Origin of the sequence: Methyloglobulus sp. (assembly GCF_046714055.1) — a bacterium.
Classification (GTDB): domain Bacteria; phylum Pseudomonadota; class Gammaproteobacteria; order Methylococcales; family Methylomonadaceae; genus Methyloglobulus.
Genome location: NZ_JBKKBJ010000010.1, coordinates 1 through 14,686 on the forward strand (window position 1 = coordinate 1; position 14,686 = coordinate 14,686).

The 14,686-nt window shown below is 47.8% G+C and carries 16 protein-coding genes; 12 read left to right on the forward strand and 4 right to left on the reverse strand.

Features of this window, described 5'->3' with window-relative positions:
- Nucleotides 1–3: 3 nt before the first annotated feature.
- From ACLQ6D_RS00435 to ACLQ6D_RS00450, 4 genes are all read right to left on the reverse strand, one after another.
- Complete coding sequence (locus ACLQ6D_RS00435; RefSeq protein WP_411725272.1) at nt 4–957, reverse strand: IS1595 family transposase; 954 nt, start codon at nt 955–957, stop codon at nt 4–6.
- 50 nt (nt 958–1,007) lie between these two features.
- Entirely contained in the window at nt 1,008–1,430 is a 423-nt protein-coding gene (locus tag ACLQ6D_RS00440) for a hypothetical protein (protein ID WP_411725273.1), read from the reverse strand.
- Nucleotides 1,396–1,686 carry a hypothetical protein gene (locus ACLQ6D_RS00445; RefSeq protein WP_411725274.1) on the reverse strand — a complete coding sequence of 97 codons (291 nt, stop codon included), beginning with the start codon at nt 1,684–1,686 and terminating at the stop codon, nt 1,396–1,398. The genes ACLQ6D_RS00440 and ACLQ6D_RS00445 overlap by 35 nt, the downstream gene beginning before the upstream one ends.
- Nucleotides 1,687–1,841: 155 nt before the next feature.
- Nucleotides 1,842–2,453 carry a hypothetical protein gene (locus ACLQ6D_RS00450; RefSeq protein WP_411725275.1) on the reverse strand — a complete coding sequence of 204 codons (612 nt, stop codon included), beginning with the start codon at nt 2,451–2,453 and terminating at the stop codon, nt 1,842–1,844.
- A 166-nt stretch (nt 2,454–2,619) separates the two neighbouring features.
- On the opposite strand from ACLQ6D_RS00450, the gene ACLQ6D_RS00455 reads away from it, so the two are divergent.
- From ACLQ6D_RS00455 to ACLQ6D_RS00510, 12 genes are all read left to right on the forward strand, one after another.
- Nucleotides 2,620–3,299, forward strand: a protein-coding gene (locus ACLQ6D_RS00455; RefSeq protein WP_411725276.1) for an IS1 family transposase whose coding sequence is annotated in 2 segments (ribosomal slippage) — nt 2,620–2,941 and nt 2,941–3,299 — 681 coding nt in all. Because the reading frame shifts where the segments join, the coding sequence is not laid out codon by codon here.
- A 238-nt stretch (nt 3,300–3,537) separates the two neighbouring features.
- Nucleotides 3,538–4,647: a hypothetical protein gene (locus ACLQ6D_RS00460; protein ID WP_411725277.1), complete on the forward strand. Its 1,110-nt coding sequence runs from the start codon at nt 3,538–3,540 to the stop codon at nt 4,645–4,647.
- Nucleotides 4,648–4,732: 85 nt separating this feature from the next.
- The gene (locus tag ACLQ6D_RS00465; RefSeq protein WP_411725278.1) at nt 4,733–4,969 is read left to right on the forward strand and encodes a hypothetical protein; all 237 of its coding nucleotides are present in this window, start codon (nt 4,733–4,735) and stop codon (nt 4,967–4,969) included.
- Nucleotides 4,966–5,391, forward strand: a complete 426-nt coding sequence (locus ACLQ6D_RS00470; RefSeq protein WP_411725279.1) for a type II toxin-antitoxin system VapC family toxin — start codon at nt 4,966–4,968, stop codon at nt 5,389–5,391. Before ACLQ6D_RS00465 ends, ACLQ6D_RS00470 begins: the two co-directional genes overlap by 4 nt.
- Entirely contained in the window at nt 5,388–7,820 is a 2,433-nt protein-coding gene (pglX, locus tag ACLQ6D_RS00475) for a BREX-1 system adenine-specific DNA-methyltransferase PglX (RefSeq protein ID WP_411725280.1), read from the forward strand. The genes ACLQ6D_RS00470 and pglX overlap by 4 nt, the downstream gene beginning before the upstream one ends.
- A gap of 146 nt (nt 7,821–7,966) precedes the next feature.
- Nucleotides 7,967–8,848, forward strand: coding sequence for a hypothetical protein (locus tag ACLQ6D_RS00480; protein ID WP_411725281.1), 882 nt, complete (start codon nt 7,967–7,969; stop codon nt 8,846–8,848).
- A 2-nt stretch (nt 8,849–8,850) separates the two neighbouring features.
- Entirely contained in the window at nt 8,851–8,982 is a 132-nt protein-coding gene (locus ACLQ6D_RS00485) for a hypothetical protein (protein ID WP_411725282.1), read from the forward strand.
- Nucleotides 8,983–9,157: 175 nt separating this feature from the next.
- Nucleotides 9,158–9,490: a GIY-YIG nuclease family protein gene (locus ACLQ6D_RS00490; protein WP_411725283.1), complete on the forward strand. Its 333-nt coding sequence runs from the start codon at nt 9,158–9,160 to the stop codon at nt 9,488–9,490.
- Nucleotides 9,491–9,531: 41 nt separating this feature from the next.
- Nucleotides 9,532–9,738 carry a hypothetical protein gene (locus ACLQ6D_RS00495; RefSeq protein WP_411725284.1) on the forward strand — a complete coding sequence of 69 codons (207 nt, stop codon included), beginning with the start codon at nt 9,532–9,534 and terminating at the stop codon, nt 9,736–9,738.
- 68 nt (nt 9,739–9,806) lie between these two features.
- The gene (gene pglZ / locus ACLQ6D_RS00500) at nt 9,807–12,413 is read left to right on the forward strand and encodes a BREX-1 system phosphatase PglZ type A (RefSeq protein ID WP_411725285.1); all 2,607 of its coding nucleotides are present in this window, start codon (nt 9,807–9,809) and stop codon (nt 12,411–12,413) included.
- 5 nt (nt 12,414–12,418) lie between these two features.
- On the forward strand, nt 12,419–14,113 hold the full coding sequence (brxL, locus tag ACLQ6D_RS00505; RefSeq protein WP_411725286.1) for a protease Lon-related BREX system protein BrxL: 1,695 nt from the start codon (nt 12,419–12,421) through the stop codon (nt 14,111–14,113).
- Nucleotides 14,114–14,190: 77 nt separating this feature from the next.
- Nucleotides 14,191–14,686: transposase (locus ACLQ6D_RS00510; RefSeq protein WP_411725287.1), on the forward strand; the 496-nt coding region annotated here is incomplete at its 3' end.

Sequence of the window (14,686 nt, forward strand, 5' to 3'; positions counted from 1 at the left end):
TGATTAGCAAGAATCTTCCGCCAACCGCAGCCACGCTTCAGGTCGAGGCCCAATAGCTACGGCGGCCACCAACAGGCGTTCGGGCAGGGTTTTGAGCCGGAACCGCCGGTTAAACCGATAGGCAATCTCGGCCAGATACCGATGAGCGTATTTGCTGAAAGCAAAGCCATGATAAGCCCCGCACAGGCTGGTCTTGACATTGCCCAGCACCGTGTTGACCCAGCGGAACTCGGGCAGTCCATTGGGTTTGCGGCCACCCACGACGAGCGGAAGATGCTGGCAACCGGCCGCACTGACACCGCCAAAGCAGGCCAACCCATCGGAACGTACCATACAGCCCGGACTCAGATGGCTTTTCGGCCACGTTTCTATCGCCTCGGTGCTAAAACCGGACACCGGTGTCAGTTTGACGCGACCCGGATGGCCTTCGCTATCCACCGAGACGGCGGCCACAAAAGGGACTTTGTTTTCCGATCCGCGGCCGGCTTTACCGCCGTTGCGTTCACCGCCCAGATAGGCATCATCCAGTTGTACTTGGCCGGACAGGAGGTAATGGTCTTCCCGTTCCGCCATCGCTTGCATGAGTTTATGACGCATTAGCCATGCGCTAGGGTAGCCCACTCCCAAGTACCGCTTCAAGGCCAAGGCGGACAAGCCCGTCTTGGCTTGGCTGACCAGGTAAATCGCCAGAAACCAGGTTGTCAGAGGCAGGTTCGTACCCTGGCACAAGGTCCCGGCAATCAGGGATGTCTGCCGGTGGCAGGCATTGCATTGGAACGTCTTGCGGCCTTTATTGTGCAGGACACAATGTCCGCCGTGACCACATCCAGGACACCTAAACCCCTCAGGCCAGCGCACTTGTGTTAGTGCCGCTTCGCATTGGGCTTCGGTTCCATACTGCCCAATAAAGTCGGGCATCGACAGGCTCGGTTGAAATTGTACGCGATTCATGGACATGGCACGCCTCTTGATGAGTTGAGTCACCACAGTATACCCCTGCCAATGGCTCATGCCACAATTAGCGGAAGATTCTTGCTAATCAAGCAAGTCTTTGACACGGGCTTTTGTTGTGTAGCCTTGAAAGCGTCCCAATTGTCCAACGTGCTTTGCGCGTTACTGGCAAGGGCAAGCAGCCCACACATCATATTGACTTGGTGTGACACGCTAGACAAAAGGATAAATACGTCGTTACCCCCTTGAAAGTAGACTGCATTCTCATCTTCGAGAACCATACAGGCTATGTTCTCAAGGTTCTCGCCAATGTTTTCCAGCTCATTTCTGGCATAAGCGCCTATGCGTGAGATAAACTCAAGATCATCTTTGCCTAGATTGTCCCCGGTGTTATCCCAAAGGGTAAGGATAACGTTCGAAGCGTTGCATAACTTAGCGCGTGGCTTAATTTTTTCTGTGGTGTTTTTTTCTGTGGTCATTGCGGTAACTCCAAAAAGTAAAGTAAACCGCCTTGTGGGGCGGCGTGGTTTTGGGTTGACAGTACCGCGCAATGGTGAACGGCCAGCCGTCAGGCTGCCCTAGCCACGCCATAATGATAGGCATAAAAAAGCCACTGGATAAGTGGCGATATTCGCCATTGCTAAACGGGCTGTCAATCCCGGCCTCACTGCTGCAAGGCAACTTAATTATGCGCTTATAGTTTTGCGTGTCAATGGGTTTTATGGGTAGTCCCATAATTCGCGGCCTTGGTTTTTTACATTGTACGTTTCAAGCTATCCCGCTGCTCACGCAAAAGGGCATACAGCCTACGCATAATGGCGCGATTCCCGCCCTTATAGGCATTGCATGAGGCTATAGCCTTGCCTTCGGGTGTCCTTGCCCCTGTGGACTTATTCCAAGGTTGCCATTGCCTTATTTTCAGCGATTGTTGCGCCCGTTGTTCCTGTGTCCAGGTTCTTGCTGCCATCGTTTGCCTCTAATAGTTCGTTTGGCAAAATTTTATTTTCCCCCGCGTGCGTGGCGGGTATGCCGTTATTGACCTGTTGGTGTCCGCTTGAGATATTGGCTTGCTTTGCGAATATGACGGGCGGGTTTTTGATTGCCGCCAAGGTTTCCAGTGTTGCTCGGCATTGGCTTTGGGCTTTCAGTGCCAATCGTAGGAAGGTTTCTGTGTTTTTCATGTATTCCTGCCTATCGGCTTTCCTCGCCAATGTATTAAAAATCGCGTCCAGGGTGTGGGCTTGCATCAATAACATGGCTTCTGGGCGTTTCAGGTCACCCTTATTCAATTCGGCAATTTGATCCGAAAGGGCTACTGCAAGCTCGGTTGTATCGGCTGAGTTTTCCCACGCTTGCATCGTTAGTGCCGCCTGTACTTCAGGCCGGATTATAGTTTTTGCAATAATGGCTGCATTCAGTTCACCGGGTTGTGCTTCCACTATGAACGAATTTTTAGGCTTGACCGCAGCTTCGCTCGCCACTACTTTTTTTTTCGTTGCCATCTTACGTCTCTCAGTACCGATAATAGGTGGTTATCGCATAAATAAGGCTACATATATCTGTTTATGTGATATTAAGTTTACAGTCTAGTGGATTGTAAATTCGGCATTGTTAACTAAGTATAGATACTGGTATGATTGGTGTTTTTTAATATGGAGCAAATGCACCATGAATTGTCCCAAATGTGGCTCAACAGATGGCACCAAAGATGGCATAGTCAAAGGGAAGCAGCGCCATAAGTGCAAGCCGTGCGGATACAGGCATACCGTCCAGCAGCGCGGGATGGGCGCGGCAATCAAGCGGGAAGCCCTGCAATTGTACCTTGAAGGCTTGGGTTTCCGCTCTATTGGCCGGTTCCTGAAATGCGGCCATGTTGCCGTGTACAACCGGATCAAGGCGCATGGGGAGTCAATTGAGCCCATCCGCTCTGCCGCTGGCGTTGAGGTGGTTGAAATGGACGAGATGCACACTTATGTAGGCTCCCAAAAAACTATTGCTGGATATGGATTGCCGTTGATCGAAATGGGGAACGCTTTCTCAACTGCGAAGTGGGCCCCCGTGACACCGACACGGGCCGAAAGCTCTGGGTTTCAACCAAAAACAACGACATGACCGATGTCATGAGCGACCACTGGAGCCCTTATGAAAAATTCATCCCGCCAGCGTTGCATACGCAATCAAAAGCCGAAACTTACACGGTCGAGGGGTACAACAGCTTGTTCCGGCATTTCCTGGCCAGGCTGCGCCGAAAGTCGAAGTGCTACAGCAAAAGCAAGGACATGCTTAAATATTCCGTGATGCTTTTAATGCTCAAACGCAACGGAAACCTGAAGGCTATACTTAATTAACAATGCCATCTTAAATGCCGTTGTGCTGAACCGATCGGCGAAATCAAAGCCTTACTTACCGCCGATGATGTCGCGCAAATTTCGCTGGACACCAATAACGAAGAGATCAATCCATTAGCCCTTAACGAGTTACGTCAATACCTGTTACTTGCAGCATCGCAAAACCGCGTCTTATTATCAGATATAGCTGAGCGTTTTAGCGGCATACCCTGGGGGCTGGAAACCAGAATGGGAAATTGTGCTGCTTGTTACCCGGTTATTTATGGCCGGTGAGATAAAATTGATGCTCGAGGGCACTGACATCGACCCGCGTTCGGCCATTGATCCACTAACCAAGTCCGTCCGTTTTAGGCAGGTTTCAATCCTCAAACGCAAATCGGCTGATAGCGCCTCTCTTAAGCGAGCACACGATTTACATCGGGAGCTGTTTTCAAAACTGCCAAGGGAAGATGAAGATGGCTTGGTGACTGATACGCGAGAAAGCTTAACGGGTTGGCAGAGCGAACTCAAAAGCTACAGTCCTATTGCTGCCAGCAAATTTCATCCCGGTAGATTGGTAATTGAGCAAGCTATCAGCCGCATTGGTAAACAACTGGCTATACGTGATAGTTATGAATTCATCGAAAATTTACTCGCTGGCAAAAATGATTGGCTGGAACTAAGCGAGGATGTCCATGATGTCATCAGCTTCTATAAAACCCAAATAAAGACCTGGCAGCGTATGCTGGATGCTATGTCGGCGTTCAACGATAACCACGAAGCGCTTCAGCAAGATCCCAACGCGGCAAACGCCATCAAGGAATTGGAAGCCATCCGTGATAATCCAACTCCGTATGGGCAGATAAACCGAATAGATGCCTTGCTTAATACGGTTGAAACCGTCAATGCGCAAATTGCCGGTAACGAACGGGAAATTGCCCTTTCAGCCATTGATAAGAAACTGGCCGAAATAGAAACTGCGCTCGATCAAGTTCATGCCGATGTCAACTTACGCAATAAAGCCTTGTACCCCATGCAGCAACTCAAAGCTAAAGTTGCCGGGCTGAGCAGTATTCCCCAAATCCACTATCTAGCCGGACAAGCAGGGAAACATCTAGATACGGCGATGGATTTAATTTCATCATCTTATCAACCCGTACAAAACGATATTAAAGAGCCAGGGACGAACGTATACACAGGGGTTAAACCAGTAGCGGTGGTTCCAAAGCCAATTGCCCTGATTAGCGCCAGTAGATACAGCACTAAATCCTATCTCGAAGATGAAAGCGATGTGGATGCTTATCTCGTCAAACTGAAAGATGAATTATTGGCTGCTATAAAACAAGGTAAGAAGGTTCGTATCCAGTGATAGGGATCTTTGTTTTTCAAATGTTGATCTTCCATAAAGTAAAGCGCATAATTTGTTGAAATTTTCAACAATCTAGGAGATTGCTATGGCAACCGTAAATTTCAGCGTACCAGATGATGTTAAAGAGGCGTTTAATATGGCCTACCAAGGCCAAAACAAAAGCGCTGTCATTGCCGAATTGATGATGGAGGCCGTGGAGCGGTCAGCCCGCAAAAAACGTCACCGTGAAGCCATAGCCAACATCTTGGCCTTGCGTACGGAAATGCCTCCTGTGAGTTCCGAAGACGTGCAAGCCGCACTGGACGAACTCCGCCAATCATGAAACCCATCGTTATCGATGCGAATGTGGCGATTAAATGGCTACTTCCTCATCGGCCTGAAGAGGCCGATGTCAGCAACGCATTGTTATTGTTCGGCCAAATCGAGACTCAGCAAGTTTTAATGCTTCAACCGCCACACTTCTTCGCCGAAGTGATGGCGGTAGTTGCCCGGCTGGAACCGGACTATGCCGACCGAGTGTTCCTGGCGCTGAGAAAGATGGAGATAGGCATCATTGATCGCTCGGAGGTTTACCGATCAGCGATTCGTCTCAGTATTAATCTAAAGCATCATCTTTTCGACACGCTTTATCACGCTGTTGCCATCGAAACATCGGGCGCTACATTAATCACCGCAGACGAAACATACTACCGCAAAGCTCAAGGGTTGGGTCATATTTTGCTATTACAGAATTACAGCGGATGAACAAAGCCAAACTCAAAACCTACGCCCCGCAAGCCCGCAAAGATTTTATTGCGGCCGTCACTGCCCGTGCCCAACGGTTAGGCCTGTTGGAATCCAACGGTCAATTCGTGGTTGCCCCGGCAGACATGGCGGGCGATCTGGTTATTATTGCCGGGCAATCCTGGCCTGCCAAGATCAGCCACCAAAGAGATAAGCTGACCGCCCGTATAAACCAAGAGGGTTTTCATCAAACGCTGGAAGCAGTGGCTTACACCTGGTTTAACCGCTTTGCTGCCTTAAGGTATATGGAAATCCACGATTACCTCAATCACGGGTATCGGGTGCTGTCCAGCAGGGAAGGGGGCTTGCCGGAAATCCTCACGCATGCGACTGAACTGGCACAAAACGGCGAATTACCCAGCCTTAATGCACAAAAGGTTAAAGTACTCAAACTGGCAGGCAACCAGGACGGCGAACTTTACCGCTTAACATTGATAGCACAGTGTAACGCGCTATCCAGCGCCATACCTTTCCTGTTTGAACGTATCGACGACGAAACCGAATTGTTATTGCCGGACAATTTGTTATTGACGGATTCAGTCGTTGCCAAACTGGTTGCAGCGATACCTGAAGAGGATTGGAGCCAGGTCGAAATCATCGGCTGGCTATACCAGTTTTATATCAGCGAGAAAAAAGACCAGGTCATCGGCAAGGTGGTGAAATCCGAGGATATTCCCGCCGCCACCCAGCTTTTTACGCCCAACTGGATCGTGCAGTACCTGGTGCAAAACAGCGTCGGGCGCTTATGGCTGATGGCTAATCCTGCATCAACCCTAAAAAGCCAGTGGACTTATTATATCGAACCCGCCGAGCAAACGCCGGAAGTGCAAGTCCAGCTTGATGCGCTGATTCAATCGCGCATCAATCAAGACTCCCCTCTCCCTCAGGGAGAAGGGCCGGGGGAGAGGGGAGGTAGTACGCTAAACCCAGAGACCATTACCGTCCTCGATCCCGCTTGCGGTTCCGGTCATATCCTGGTGGAAGCCTACGAAGTGTTGAAGGCAATATATCTGGAGCGCGGCTACCAGTCTCGCAGCATTCCGCGCCTGATCCTTGAAAAAAACCTGTTTGGCCTGGACATCGACGACCGCGCCGCGCAACTGGCGGGCTTTGCCTTGTTGATGAAAGCCCGCGCCGATGACCGGCGGTTGTTCGACAACCCACCCAAGCTTAATGTACAAGCCTTGCAGGATAGCAAGGGGCTGGATGCCAATGAATTGGCTCAAGTATTGTCGGGTTACGCTTCGCTAACCCGACCTACGATTGCATCCCTGCTGGACACCTTTGTTCATGCCAAAACGTTCGGCTCACTGATTCAAATTCCACCTAATCTAAATGCGCAATTGTCTATGATGGAAGCCAATTTGAAATTGGCTATTCAGAATGGCAACCTTCTTGCTCAACCGGCGGCATTTAATCTGTTACCGTTAGTTCGGCAGGCGCTAATTTTGGGTATGCAGTTTGATGCTGTGGTGGCTAATCCGCCTTATATGGGTGGCAAGGGAATGAATGCGGCGTTGAAAGAGTATGCCAAGCTTACATTTCCAGATAGCAAATCTGATTTGTTTGCCATGTTTATCGAGCGGGGTTTTGAGTGGTGCAAACCGTCTGGCTTTAACAGTATGGTGACGATGCAAAGCTGGATGTTTTTGTCGTCGTTTGAGGGAATGCGCGAGAAACTGCTGGCAGACCGAACCATTATCACAATGGCGCATTTAGGAGCGCGTGCGTTTAGCGAAATTTCAGGTGAAGTTGTGCAAACGACGGCGTTTGTGCTGCAAGGTCAACATTTCAGTGGTTACAAACCGGTGTTTTTTCGCTTGGTGGATGGGCAAGAAGAACAAAAAGAAACAACTCTTCGAACTGGAAAAAACCGTTTAGAAGCGATGATACAGGATGATTTTGGAAAGATACCCGGACAACCTCTGGTTTATTGGCTTAGCAAACAACTAGTCTCTTCATTTTCAAACAAGAAAATTAGTGATGTCGGGGACACACGGGTTGGGTGCCAAACAAGTGATAACAATAGGTTTTTGAGGTTATGGCATGAGGTGAATTACGATAAATTCCAAGCCGACTGTCCTAATAGGGATATTGCTGCCAAGTCAAATAAGAAATGGTTTCCATACAATAAGGGGGGCAGTGCGCGAAAATGGTTCGGTAACCTGGAATATGTAATCAATTGGGAAAACGATGGTAAAGATGTTTTCGATTTTGCAAGAGGTTTATATGGATCTCCAACTAGGATTGTGAAGAACGGAGATTATTATTTTCGTGAAAGTATTACTTGGTCAAAAGTTTCCAGTGGAGTTCCGTCTTTCCGTTATCAACCTAACGGCGCAGTTTTTGATGTTGCTGGAGCATCGTTGTTTTTCAAGAGCAGCCCGTAGGTTGGGTTAGCGATAGCGTAACCCAACGAATCGAAGCCACTAATGTTGGGTTACGCGATAAAGCCGCTAACCCAACCTACACATCAAACAACCTTGAGCAATGCTTCAACGAATGGCAAACGCAAAACCGCGCCGCCATCATCGAAATGCAACGCTTGGAAGAAGAAAACAACCGCCTCTTCATCGAAGCCTACGGCCTGCAAGACGAACTTTCTCCAGACGTTCCCGAAGCGCAAATCACTCTCATCCGAGCCGACCGCGAAAAAGACTGCCAACGACTGATATCCTACGCCATCGGTTGCATGATGGGACGTTACAGTATTGATAAACCGGGTTTAATCTACGCCCACGCTGGTAATGTCGGTTTCGATCCTAACCGTTACAACACTTTCCCCGCCGATGCCGACGGCATTGTGCCAATCACCGATGAACTCTGGTTTGAGGATGACGCCGCCAACCGTATCCGCGAATTTTTGCTGGCGGTGTGGGGCAACCCCTCACCCCAGCCCTTTCCCCAGGGAGAGGGAGTTGAAGTCAACATGACTTGGCTGGCGGAAAGTTTAGGTCAAAGGGGCGATGAAATGCCGGAAGTAACCATCCGCCGCTACATCGCCGGCAGCTTTTTCAAAGACCACCTGCAAACCTACAAAAAACGCCCGATTTACTGGCTGTTTTCCAGCGGCAAACAAGGCGCTTTCCAAGCACTGGTCTATCTGCACCGCTACCAAGAAGGAACATTATCCCGTCTTCGTACCGAATACGTCGTACCGTTAATGGGAAAACTACAAGCGCGCATCGACATGGTAGAAAAAGATGCCGCAGCCGCTCCTTCAAACGCCGCCCGCAACAAACTGAACAAAGACATCGAAAAGCTCAGGGAAAAACACGTCGAACTCCTCGCCTACGACGAAAAACTCCGCCATTACGCCGACCTCCGCATCAAGCTAGACCTGGATGACGGCGTAAAAGTAAACTACAGCAAGTTTGGCGATTTGCTGGCCGAGGTGAAAGCGGTGACTGGGGGTTAAGGATGAGTAACAATACTGTCGGCTTGATTATACGCAAGCACGTCATGCCCGCCGGGAGCGGGTATCCAGCGCCATGGATGGCAAGCTATAATCCATCCATGGAGTCTGGATTCCGCCAATCCATGCCGGAATGACGATACTGGATTGTGTGATTATGAAATCTGACAAAGTAGAATTAATTAAAAACTACGTCATTACTGCAAAAACTAACAACAGGCTACCCTGCCAGTCACCCTTCGGTTTAATGCAAATAAGTCTGGAACTGATTACGCCGGAATCCAGAACACAGGGATGTGACAGGATACCAGTATGAATAAACAGCCCTGCGTTTATATGCTCTCCAGCCAAAGAAACGGAACGCTTTATGTCGGGGTTACAGCCGACCTGATTAAACGAGTATATCAACACCGTATGGAAATGGTGGATGGTTTCACCAAACGCTATGGGATTCATACATTGGTTTGGTATGAAGTCCATGAGATGATGGAAAGCGACTTTGTGCGCGAGAAACAACTTAAAAAATGGTCGCGGATTGCAAAAATCCACTTGATCGAACAACAGAATCCAGAGTGGCAAGACTTGTGGTCCGAATTGGCCTCGCCATCCATGGCTTCTGGATCCCGGCAATCCCTGCCGGGATGACGGATTAACTGTCTAACATTGTATGCGTCTTTGGAGTGAATATGAAACAAGAGTCATTCGAACCTGTAACTGATGCAGAGGTGTTACGCCAGGCTATAGAGATGTTGGCTATTGGCAATGTTGCGGTTCACCGTGCCCAAGCATCCAACCGCGCTCTGGGAATACCTAATTATTATTCGATTGGTGGTCATGTGGTTTCTGATAGGGAAATTGACGACAAAAGTCATAGAGCTGTCCAGAATGTTTAAATCACTATGATGGTAACAGCTAGGCACTATTTGCACCTGCTTGACGACAGAAGTGAGCGGGGACAGTTATGAGCTTACAACGTATTACTGACTCACTAAATACTTTGTTTACCTCTCATGCCATTGTATTCTGGCACGACGCGGAAGGCGAGTTTTCATCGACGGTGGACAATGTGTCCCTGGAAAATGTAAATCTCGTTCGCTTGAATGAAATGCCCGCGCTACAAGTCAAAATTGATATTGAACGCCAACCCGAACAGCGTTGGCTTCTTTATAGCCCCTACCCAGCGCCTGATCCCAATAAGGACTGGTTACTGGATGTGCGGCTCCGCAGTAAATCATTTTTTGCGGATTCGACTTCAATGGTGCTGGATGATTTGGGATTGTCCTTGCAATCTTTACGTGGGCATTTAAAGGAACGGGCAAAATTTCTTCGTGCTAAGGATCGGGTAGAACGCTTAAAACGGTTGGTGGTGCCTACTGATGGCGCAGACGATCTTGACCGCAAAATGCTGTCTGTTTTGACGCGTGCGGATCAACCTGAATTGTTTTCCATTTTGCAACGCTTGTTTTCCGCTTTGGTATCTGATGGCGAAGTTGAACTCAATACCCAGCCGAAAATTTGGCAGGACATCATCGCCAACGACTTGGGTGAGGCTTTTTGGCTGCTTGTAAAAACTCAGTTAGGCTATTCCGAGCATGAACCCAGTTTGCGTGATTTGTTGTTTCGTATCCTGGTGACCGATTTTTGTCGCTCATTGTTAGTTGAACCACCTGAATCCTTAAATCATTTTGTACTTTCAGATCGAAATCTCGCTGCCAATGCCTCAATCTTTGCCTCCCGATGGCGCTCCGATTTGACACACTACACCAGTTACAATCAGGTCACATCGGATGTAGGACATGACTTAGCGTTGATCCAAGTTTTAAGTGGGCTATCCGCCGATATATTGCGTGATGTCATGACTTTTGAAGAAGTTGAACGCCGTATTATTGGGGATTTGAAGGATAGGGTTCTAAGTGGGGCAGGTGCTATGATGGATTCCTTGGATACTTTCATCGCAAGGCGTAGGGATGGTCATTGGGCAAACAAGATTCTGGCCAATACGAACGATGTGAACCGCGCCCTGGCGGCAAGTTATGATGCTTTGGAAGCCGCTGCAGCCTTTTTGCGGCTGAAAACCAAATACAAGGATGGCTTTAGTTTTGCTTCGGCTGAAGTTGGATACACCTCTTACCAAACAGAGCTATTTCGTTTTGACCAACTCTATCGCCACTTTAACCGAGCGACCGAATTTGTCGAGCCTATGGGCTGGGCAGTGTTACATGAATTAAAACAGGTCATAGAGGCTGCTTATTCAGGCTGGTTTATCCCTCAATTAAGTTCCGCCTGGACCAAGATTTTGGAGGGCGATGAGGGCTTATTGTCATCATGGCAAATACCGGGTGTAATCAATCAACAGAACTTTTTTAGTCAAATTGTAGCGCCTTTGTCAGATGGCGGCGCTAAACGGATTTTTGTGATTATATCCGATGCCTGCCGCTATGAGGTCGCAGAGGAATTGGTTAAGGTAATCAATAGCAAAAGCCGAATAAAAGCAACCTTATCAAGCCAACTAGGTGTGTTGCCCAGCTATACCGGTCTTGGGATGGCATCGCTTTTACCCCATCAGACCTTAGCTTATAAAAATATCAGTAGTTTGGATCTTGCCGCCGATGGTAAGACGGTATCCTCAATGGATCAGCGCAATGTGCATTTAGGCTTATATTCCGGGGTTGTCATTAAGTACGAAGACTTATTGGCAATGGGAAAGGATAAAGGCAGGGAATTTGTCCGTGAACGCCAACTGATCTACATCTACCATGACCGTATCGATTTACTTGGCGATAAACAATCTTCCGAGACTAAAACGTTTGAAGCTGCTGCCGATACGATAGCTGAGCTAGGCCAATTGGTGAGTTTTATTATTAATAGCCTCAATGGTTCTAATGTTTTGGTGACGGCAGATCACGGCTTTATCTATCAGGAATCACCCTTGAAGGAAGCCGATAAATCGACGCTTACCGAACAGCCCGAGGGTACATTAAAAGCTAAAAAGCGCTACTTATTAGGAAAAGGTATCGGTTCCAACAACAAGGTATGGTCTGGAAATACGGCAATGACTTCCGGAACTGAACCGGAAGGCAGTCTCGATTTCTGGATACCCAAAGGCGCAAACCGGTTTCATTTTGCGGGGGGCGCAAGGTTTGTTCATGGTAGCGCTATGCCACAGGAAATTGTTATCCCCGTCATTACAGTTCGAGAAAGCGAATCAGAGTTAACCAAAGCCAAGGCCGTCAGTATCAGTTTATTGGGGGCATCTAATAAAATTGTCACCAACACCCAACGTTTCGAGTTTATCCAGAATGAGGCAATCTCTGAAAAAGTGCTGGCACGTTCTTTTGTGATTTCATTACGCGATGGCGAAAAATCCATAAGTGATGAACAGACGGTCACCTTTGACAGCACATCGCAACTTCTTGATGAACGCAAGCGTTCGTTGTTGCTCACGATTTTGTCGGGTTCGTATGACCGTAACAAAGACTATTACCTGATTGCTCGTGATGCGGCCACAAAAGTGGAAGTGCTTCGAGTGCCTCTTAAAGTTGATTTGGCCTTCAGCAACGATTTCTAAGATTGATGATAAACGAAAATACATTGGCTGCGGAAGTTGAACAAAGTCTGGATGACCTGTTAAATGAAAGTTTCGCAGGCAAGGTAGTCCGCAAGGACTTAACCAAGCTGATAAAGGAAGGCGCTAATGTGCCGGTCTATGTGCTGGAATATTTACTTGGCATGTACTGCGCCAGCAACGACGAAGAAACTATTCAAGCGGGTTTAAAAAACGTTAAGCGAATTTTGGAGGATAACTATGTTCGGCCAGACGAGGCCGAGAAGGTTAAATCCAAAATCCGGGAAAGCGGCAGTTACAAGGTCATCGATAAAGTCACCGTCAAGTTGAATGAGAAAAGGGATGTCTATGAGGCGTTACTGGCTAATCTTGGCGTAAAAAACGCCGAAATTTCTGACAGGTTTGTGCGCGACTTTGAGAAATTACTGGTAGGAGGCATTTGGTGTATTGTTACGGTTCTTTACCAATTTGAGGAAAACCAGAAGAGTTCACCGTTCATTGTCACCGACGTAAAACCCATCCAGATGCCCAACATGGATATGTTGGATTTATTTGAAAGCCGGAAACTGTTTTCTGATGACCAATGGATAGATGTTCTGCTCCGTTCCACCGGGATGGAACCATCATGCTTTAAGGAAAGGGTGAAATGGCATTTGCTGGCACGCATGATCCCGCTTGTAGAAAATAATTATAACTACTGCGAGTTGGGGCCGCGCAGTACCGGAAAAAGCCATATCTATAAAGAAATCAGCCCTAACAGCATTCTGGTTTCAAGCGGGCAAACCACGGTAGCAAACTTGTTCTATAACATGGGCGCCCGTAAAGTGGGATTGGTCGGCTTATGGGATGTCGTGGCTTTTGATGAAGTTGGCGGGATAAATTTTAAGGACAAAGACGGTATTCAAATTATGAAGGATTACATGGCTTCAGGATCCTTCAGCCGGGGCAGGGAGTCTATTAACGCTAACGCTTCTATGGTGTTCATTGGCAACATTAACCAGAGCGTTGAATCAATGGTGAAAACCTCACATTTATTGGCACCCTTTCCTGATGTGATGATTGACTCGGCTTTTTTTGATCGTTTCCATGCTTATGTCCCAGGGTGGGAAATACCCAAGATGCGGCCTGAATTTTTTACGAATCAGTACGGAATGATCGTTGATTATCTTGCTGAGTTTTTACGGGAAATGCGTAAAAGGAATTTTGCTGATGCGATTGATAGATGGTTTAAGCTGGGCAATAACCTGAATCAGCGTGACACCATTGCTGTGCGACGAACGACATCAGGGCTGCTGAAACTGCTGTGTCCTCATGGTGACTATGAAAAAGATATTGTTCGTAAATGTCTGGAATATGCGCTGGAATCAAGACGCAGAGTTAAAGAGCAGTTGAAAAAAATAGGCGGTATGGAATTTTACGATGTGCATTTTAGTTACATTGATTTGGAGGATAGTCAGGAGCGTTTCATTACCGTACCCGAACAGTCATCTGGCGCCTTAATCCCTGAAGGCAGGTTGCATCCTGGAACATTGCATACGATCAGTATGGGATCATCCGAAATGCCAGGAACTTACCGCCTGGAAATCCAAGCTATCAGCGGCAATGGCAAAATCAATGTATCAGGCGCTGCGCCACGCGAATCGGTGAAAGTGGCATTTGATTATTTCAAAGCCAATGCAATGCGGGTGGAATCAAAGGGGTGAATCAAAGGGGTCAGACTCGATTGATTTATGGTTTTTAGCGTAGTATAATGCCTTTTTTCTGAACCAGAGAGTAGGTTATGGCACGTTTACCTAGATTTGTGATCCCCGATCAACCCCAACATGTGATTCTTCAGGGCAATAATCGAGCAGAAATCTTCTGCACCGATGCCGATTATAATTTCTATCTTGAAAAGTTGAAATTGGCCTGTGATAAACACGGATGCTCTGTTCATGCTTATGTGCTAATGACCAACCATGTCCATCTGCTTATTACGTCGCACCTCGAACAAAGCCTGGGTAATGCCATGCAAATGCTGGGACGTTACTATGTGCAATACTACAACTATTGCTACCGGCGCACCGGCACACTCTGGGAAGGCCGTTACAAAGCGACCCTGATTGATCCTGAAGCTTATCTATTAACCTGTATGCGTTATATAGAGTTGAATCCGGTGCGGGCAGGCATGGTATCTGATCCTGCAGAATATCCTTGGTCAAGTTATCATCAAAACGCACTGGGGCAGCTAAGTGATTTAGTTGTGGCTCATTCAGAATATTTGCGTTTGGGTGATA

Excerpts from the sequence above, each read along its gene's own strand:
- ACLQ6D_RS00435 (WP_411725272.1), bottom strand. The coding sequence starts at position 957 with ATGTCCATGAATCGCGTACAATTTCAACCGAGCCTGTCGATGCCCGAC.
- ACLQ6D_RS00440 (WP_411725273.1), bottom strand. The coding sequence starts at position 1,430 with ATGACCACAGAAAAAAACACCACAGAAAAAATTAAGCCACGCGCTAAG.
- ACLQ6D_RS00445 (WP_411725274.1), bottom strand. The coding sequence starts at position 1,686 with ATGGGACTACCCATAAAACCCATTGACACGCAAAACTATAAGCGCATA.
- ACLQ6D_RS00450 (WP_411725275.1), bottom strand. The coding sequence starts at position 2,453 with ATGGCAACGAAAAAAAAAGTAGTGGCGAGCGAAGCTGCGGTCAAGCCT.
- ACLQ6D_RS00465 (WP_411725278.1), top strand. The coding sequence starts at position 4,733 with ATGGCAACCGTAAATTTCAGCGTACCAGATGATGTTAAAGAGGCGTTT.
- ACLQ6D_RS00470 (WP_411725279.1), top strand. The coding sequence starts at position 4,966 with ATGAAACCCATCGTTATCGATGCGAATGTGGCGATTAAATGGCTACTT.
- pglX (WP_411725280.1), top strand. The coding sequence starts at position 5,388 with ATGAACAAAGCCAAACTCAAAACCTACGCCCCGCAAGCCCGCAAAGAT.
- ACLQ6D_RS00480 (WP_411725281.1), top strand. The coding sequence starts at position 7,967 with ATGCAACGCTTGGAAGAAGAAAACAACCGCCTCTTCATCGAAGCCTAC.
- ACLQ6D_RS00485 (WP_411725282.1), top strand. The coding sequence starts at position 8,851 with ATGAGTAACAATACTGTCGGCTTGATTATACGCAAGCACGTCATGCCC.
- ACLQ6D_RS00490 (WP_411725283.1), top strand. The coding sequence starts at position 9,158 with ATGAATAAACAGCCCTGCGTTTATATGCTCTCCAGCCAAAGAAACGGA.
- ACLQ6D_RS00495 (WP_411725284.1), top strand. The coding sequence starts at position 9,532 with ATGAAACAAGAGTCATTCGAACCTGTAACTGATGCAGAGGTGTTACGC.
- pglZ (WP_411725285.1), top strand. The coding sequence starts at position 9,807 with ATGAGCTTACAACGTATTACTGACTCACTAAATACTTTGTTTACCTCT.
- brxL (WP_411725286.1), top strand. The coding sequence starts at position 12,419 with ATGATAAACGAAAATACATTGGCTGCGGAAGTTGAACAAAGTCTGGAT.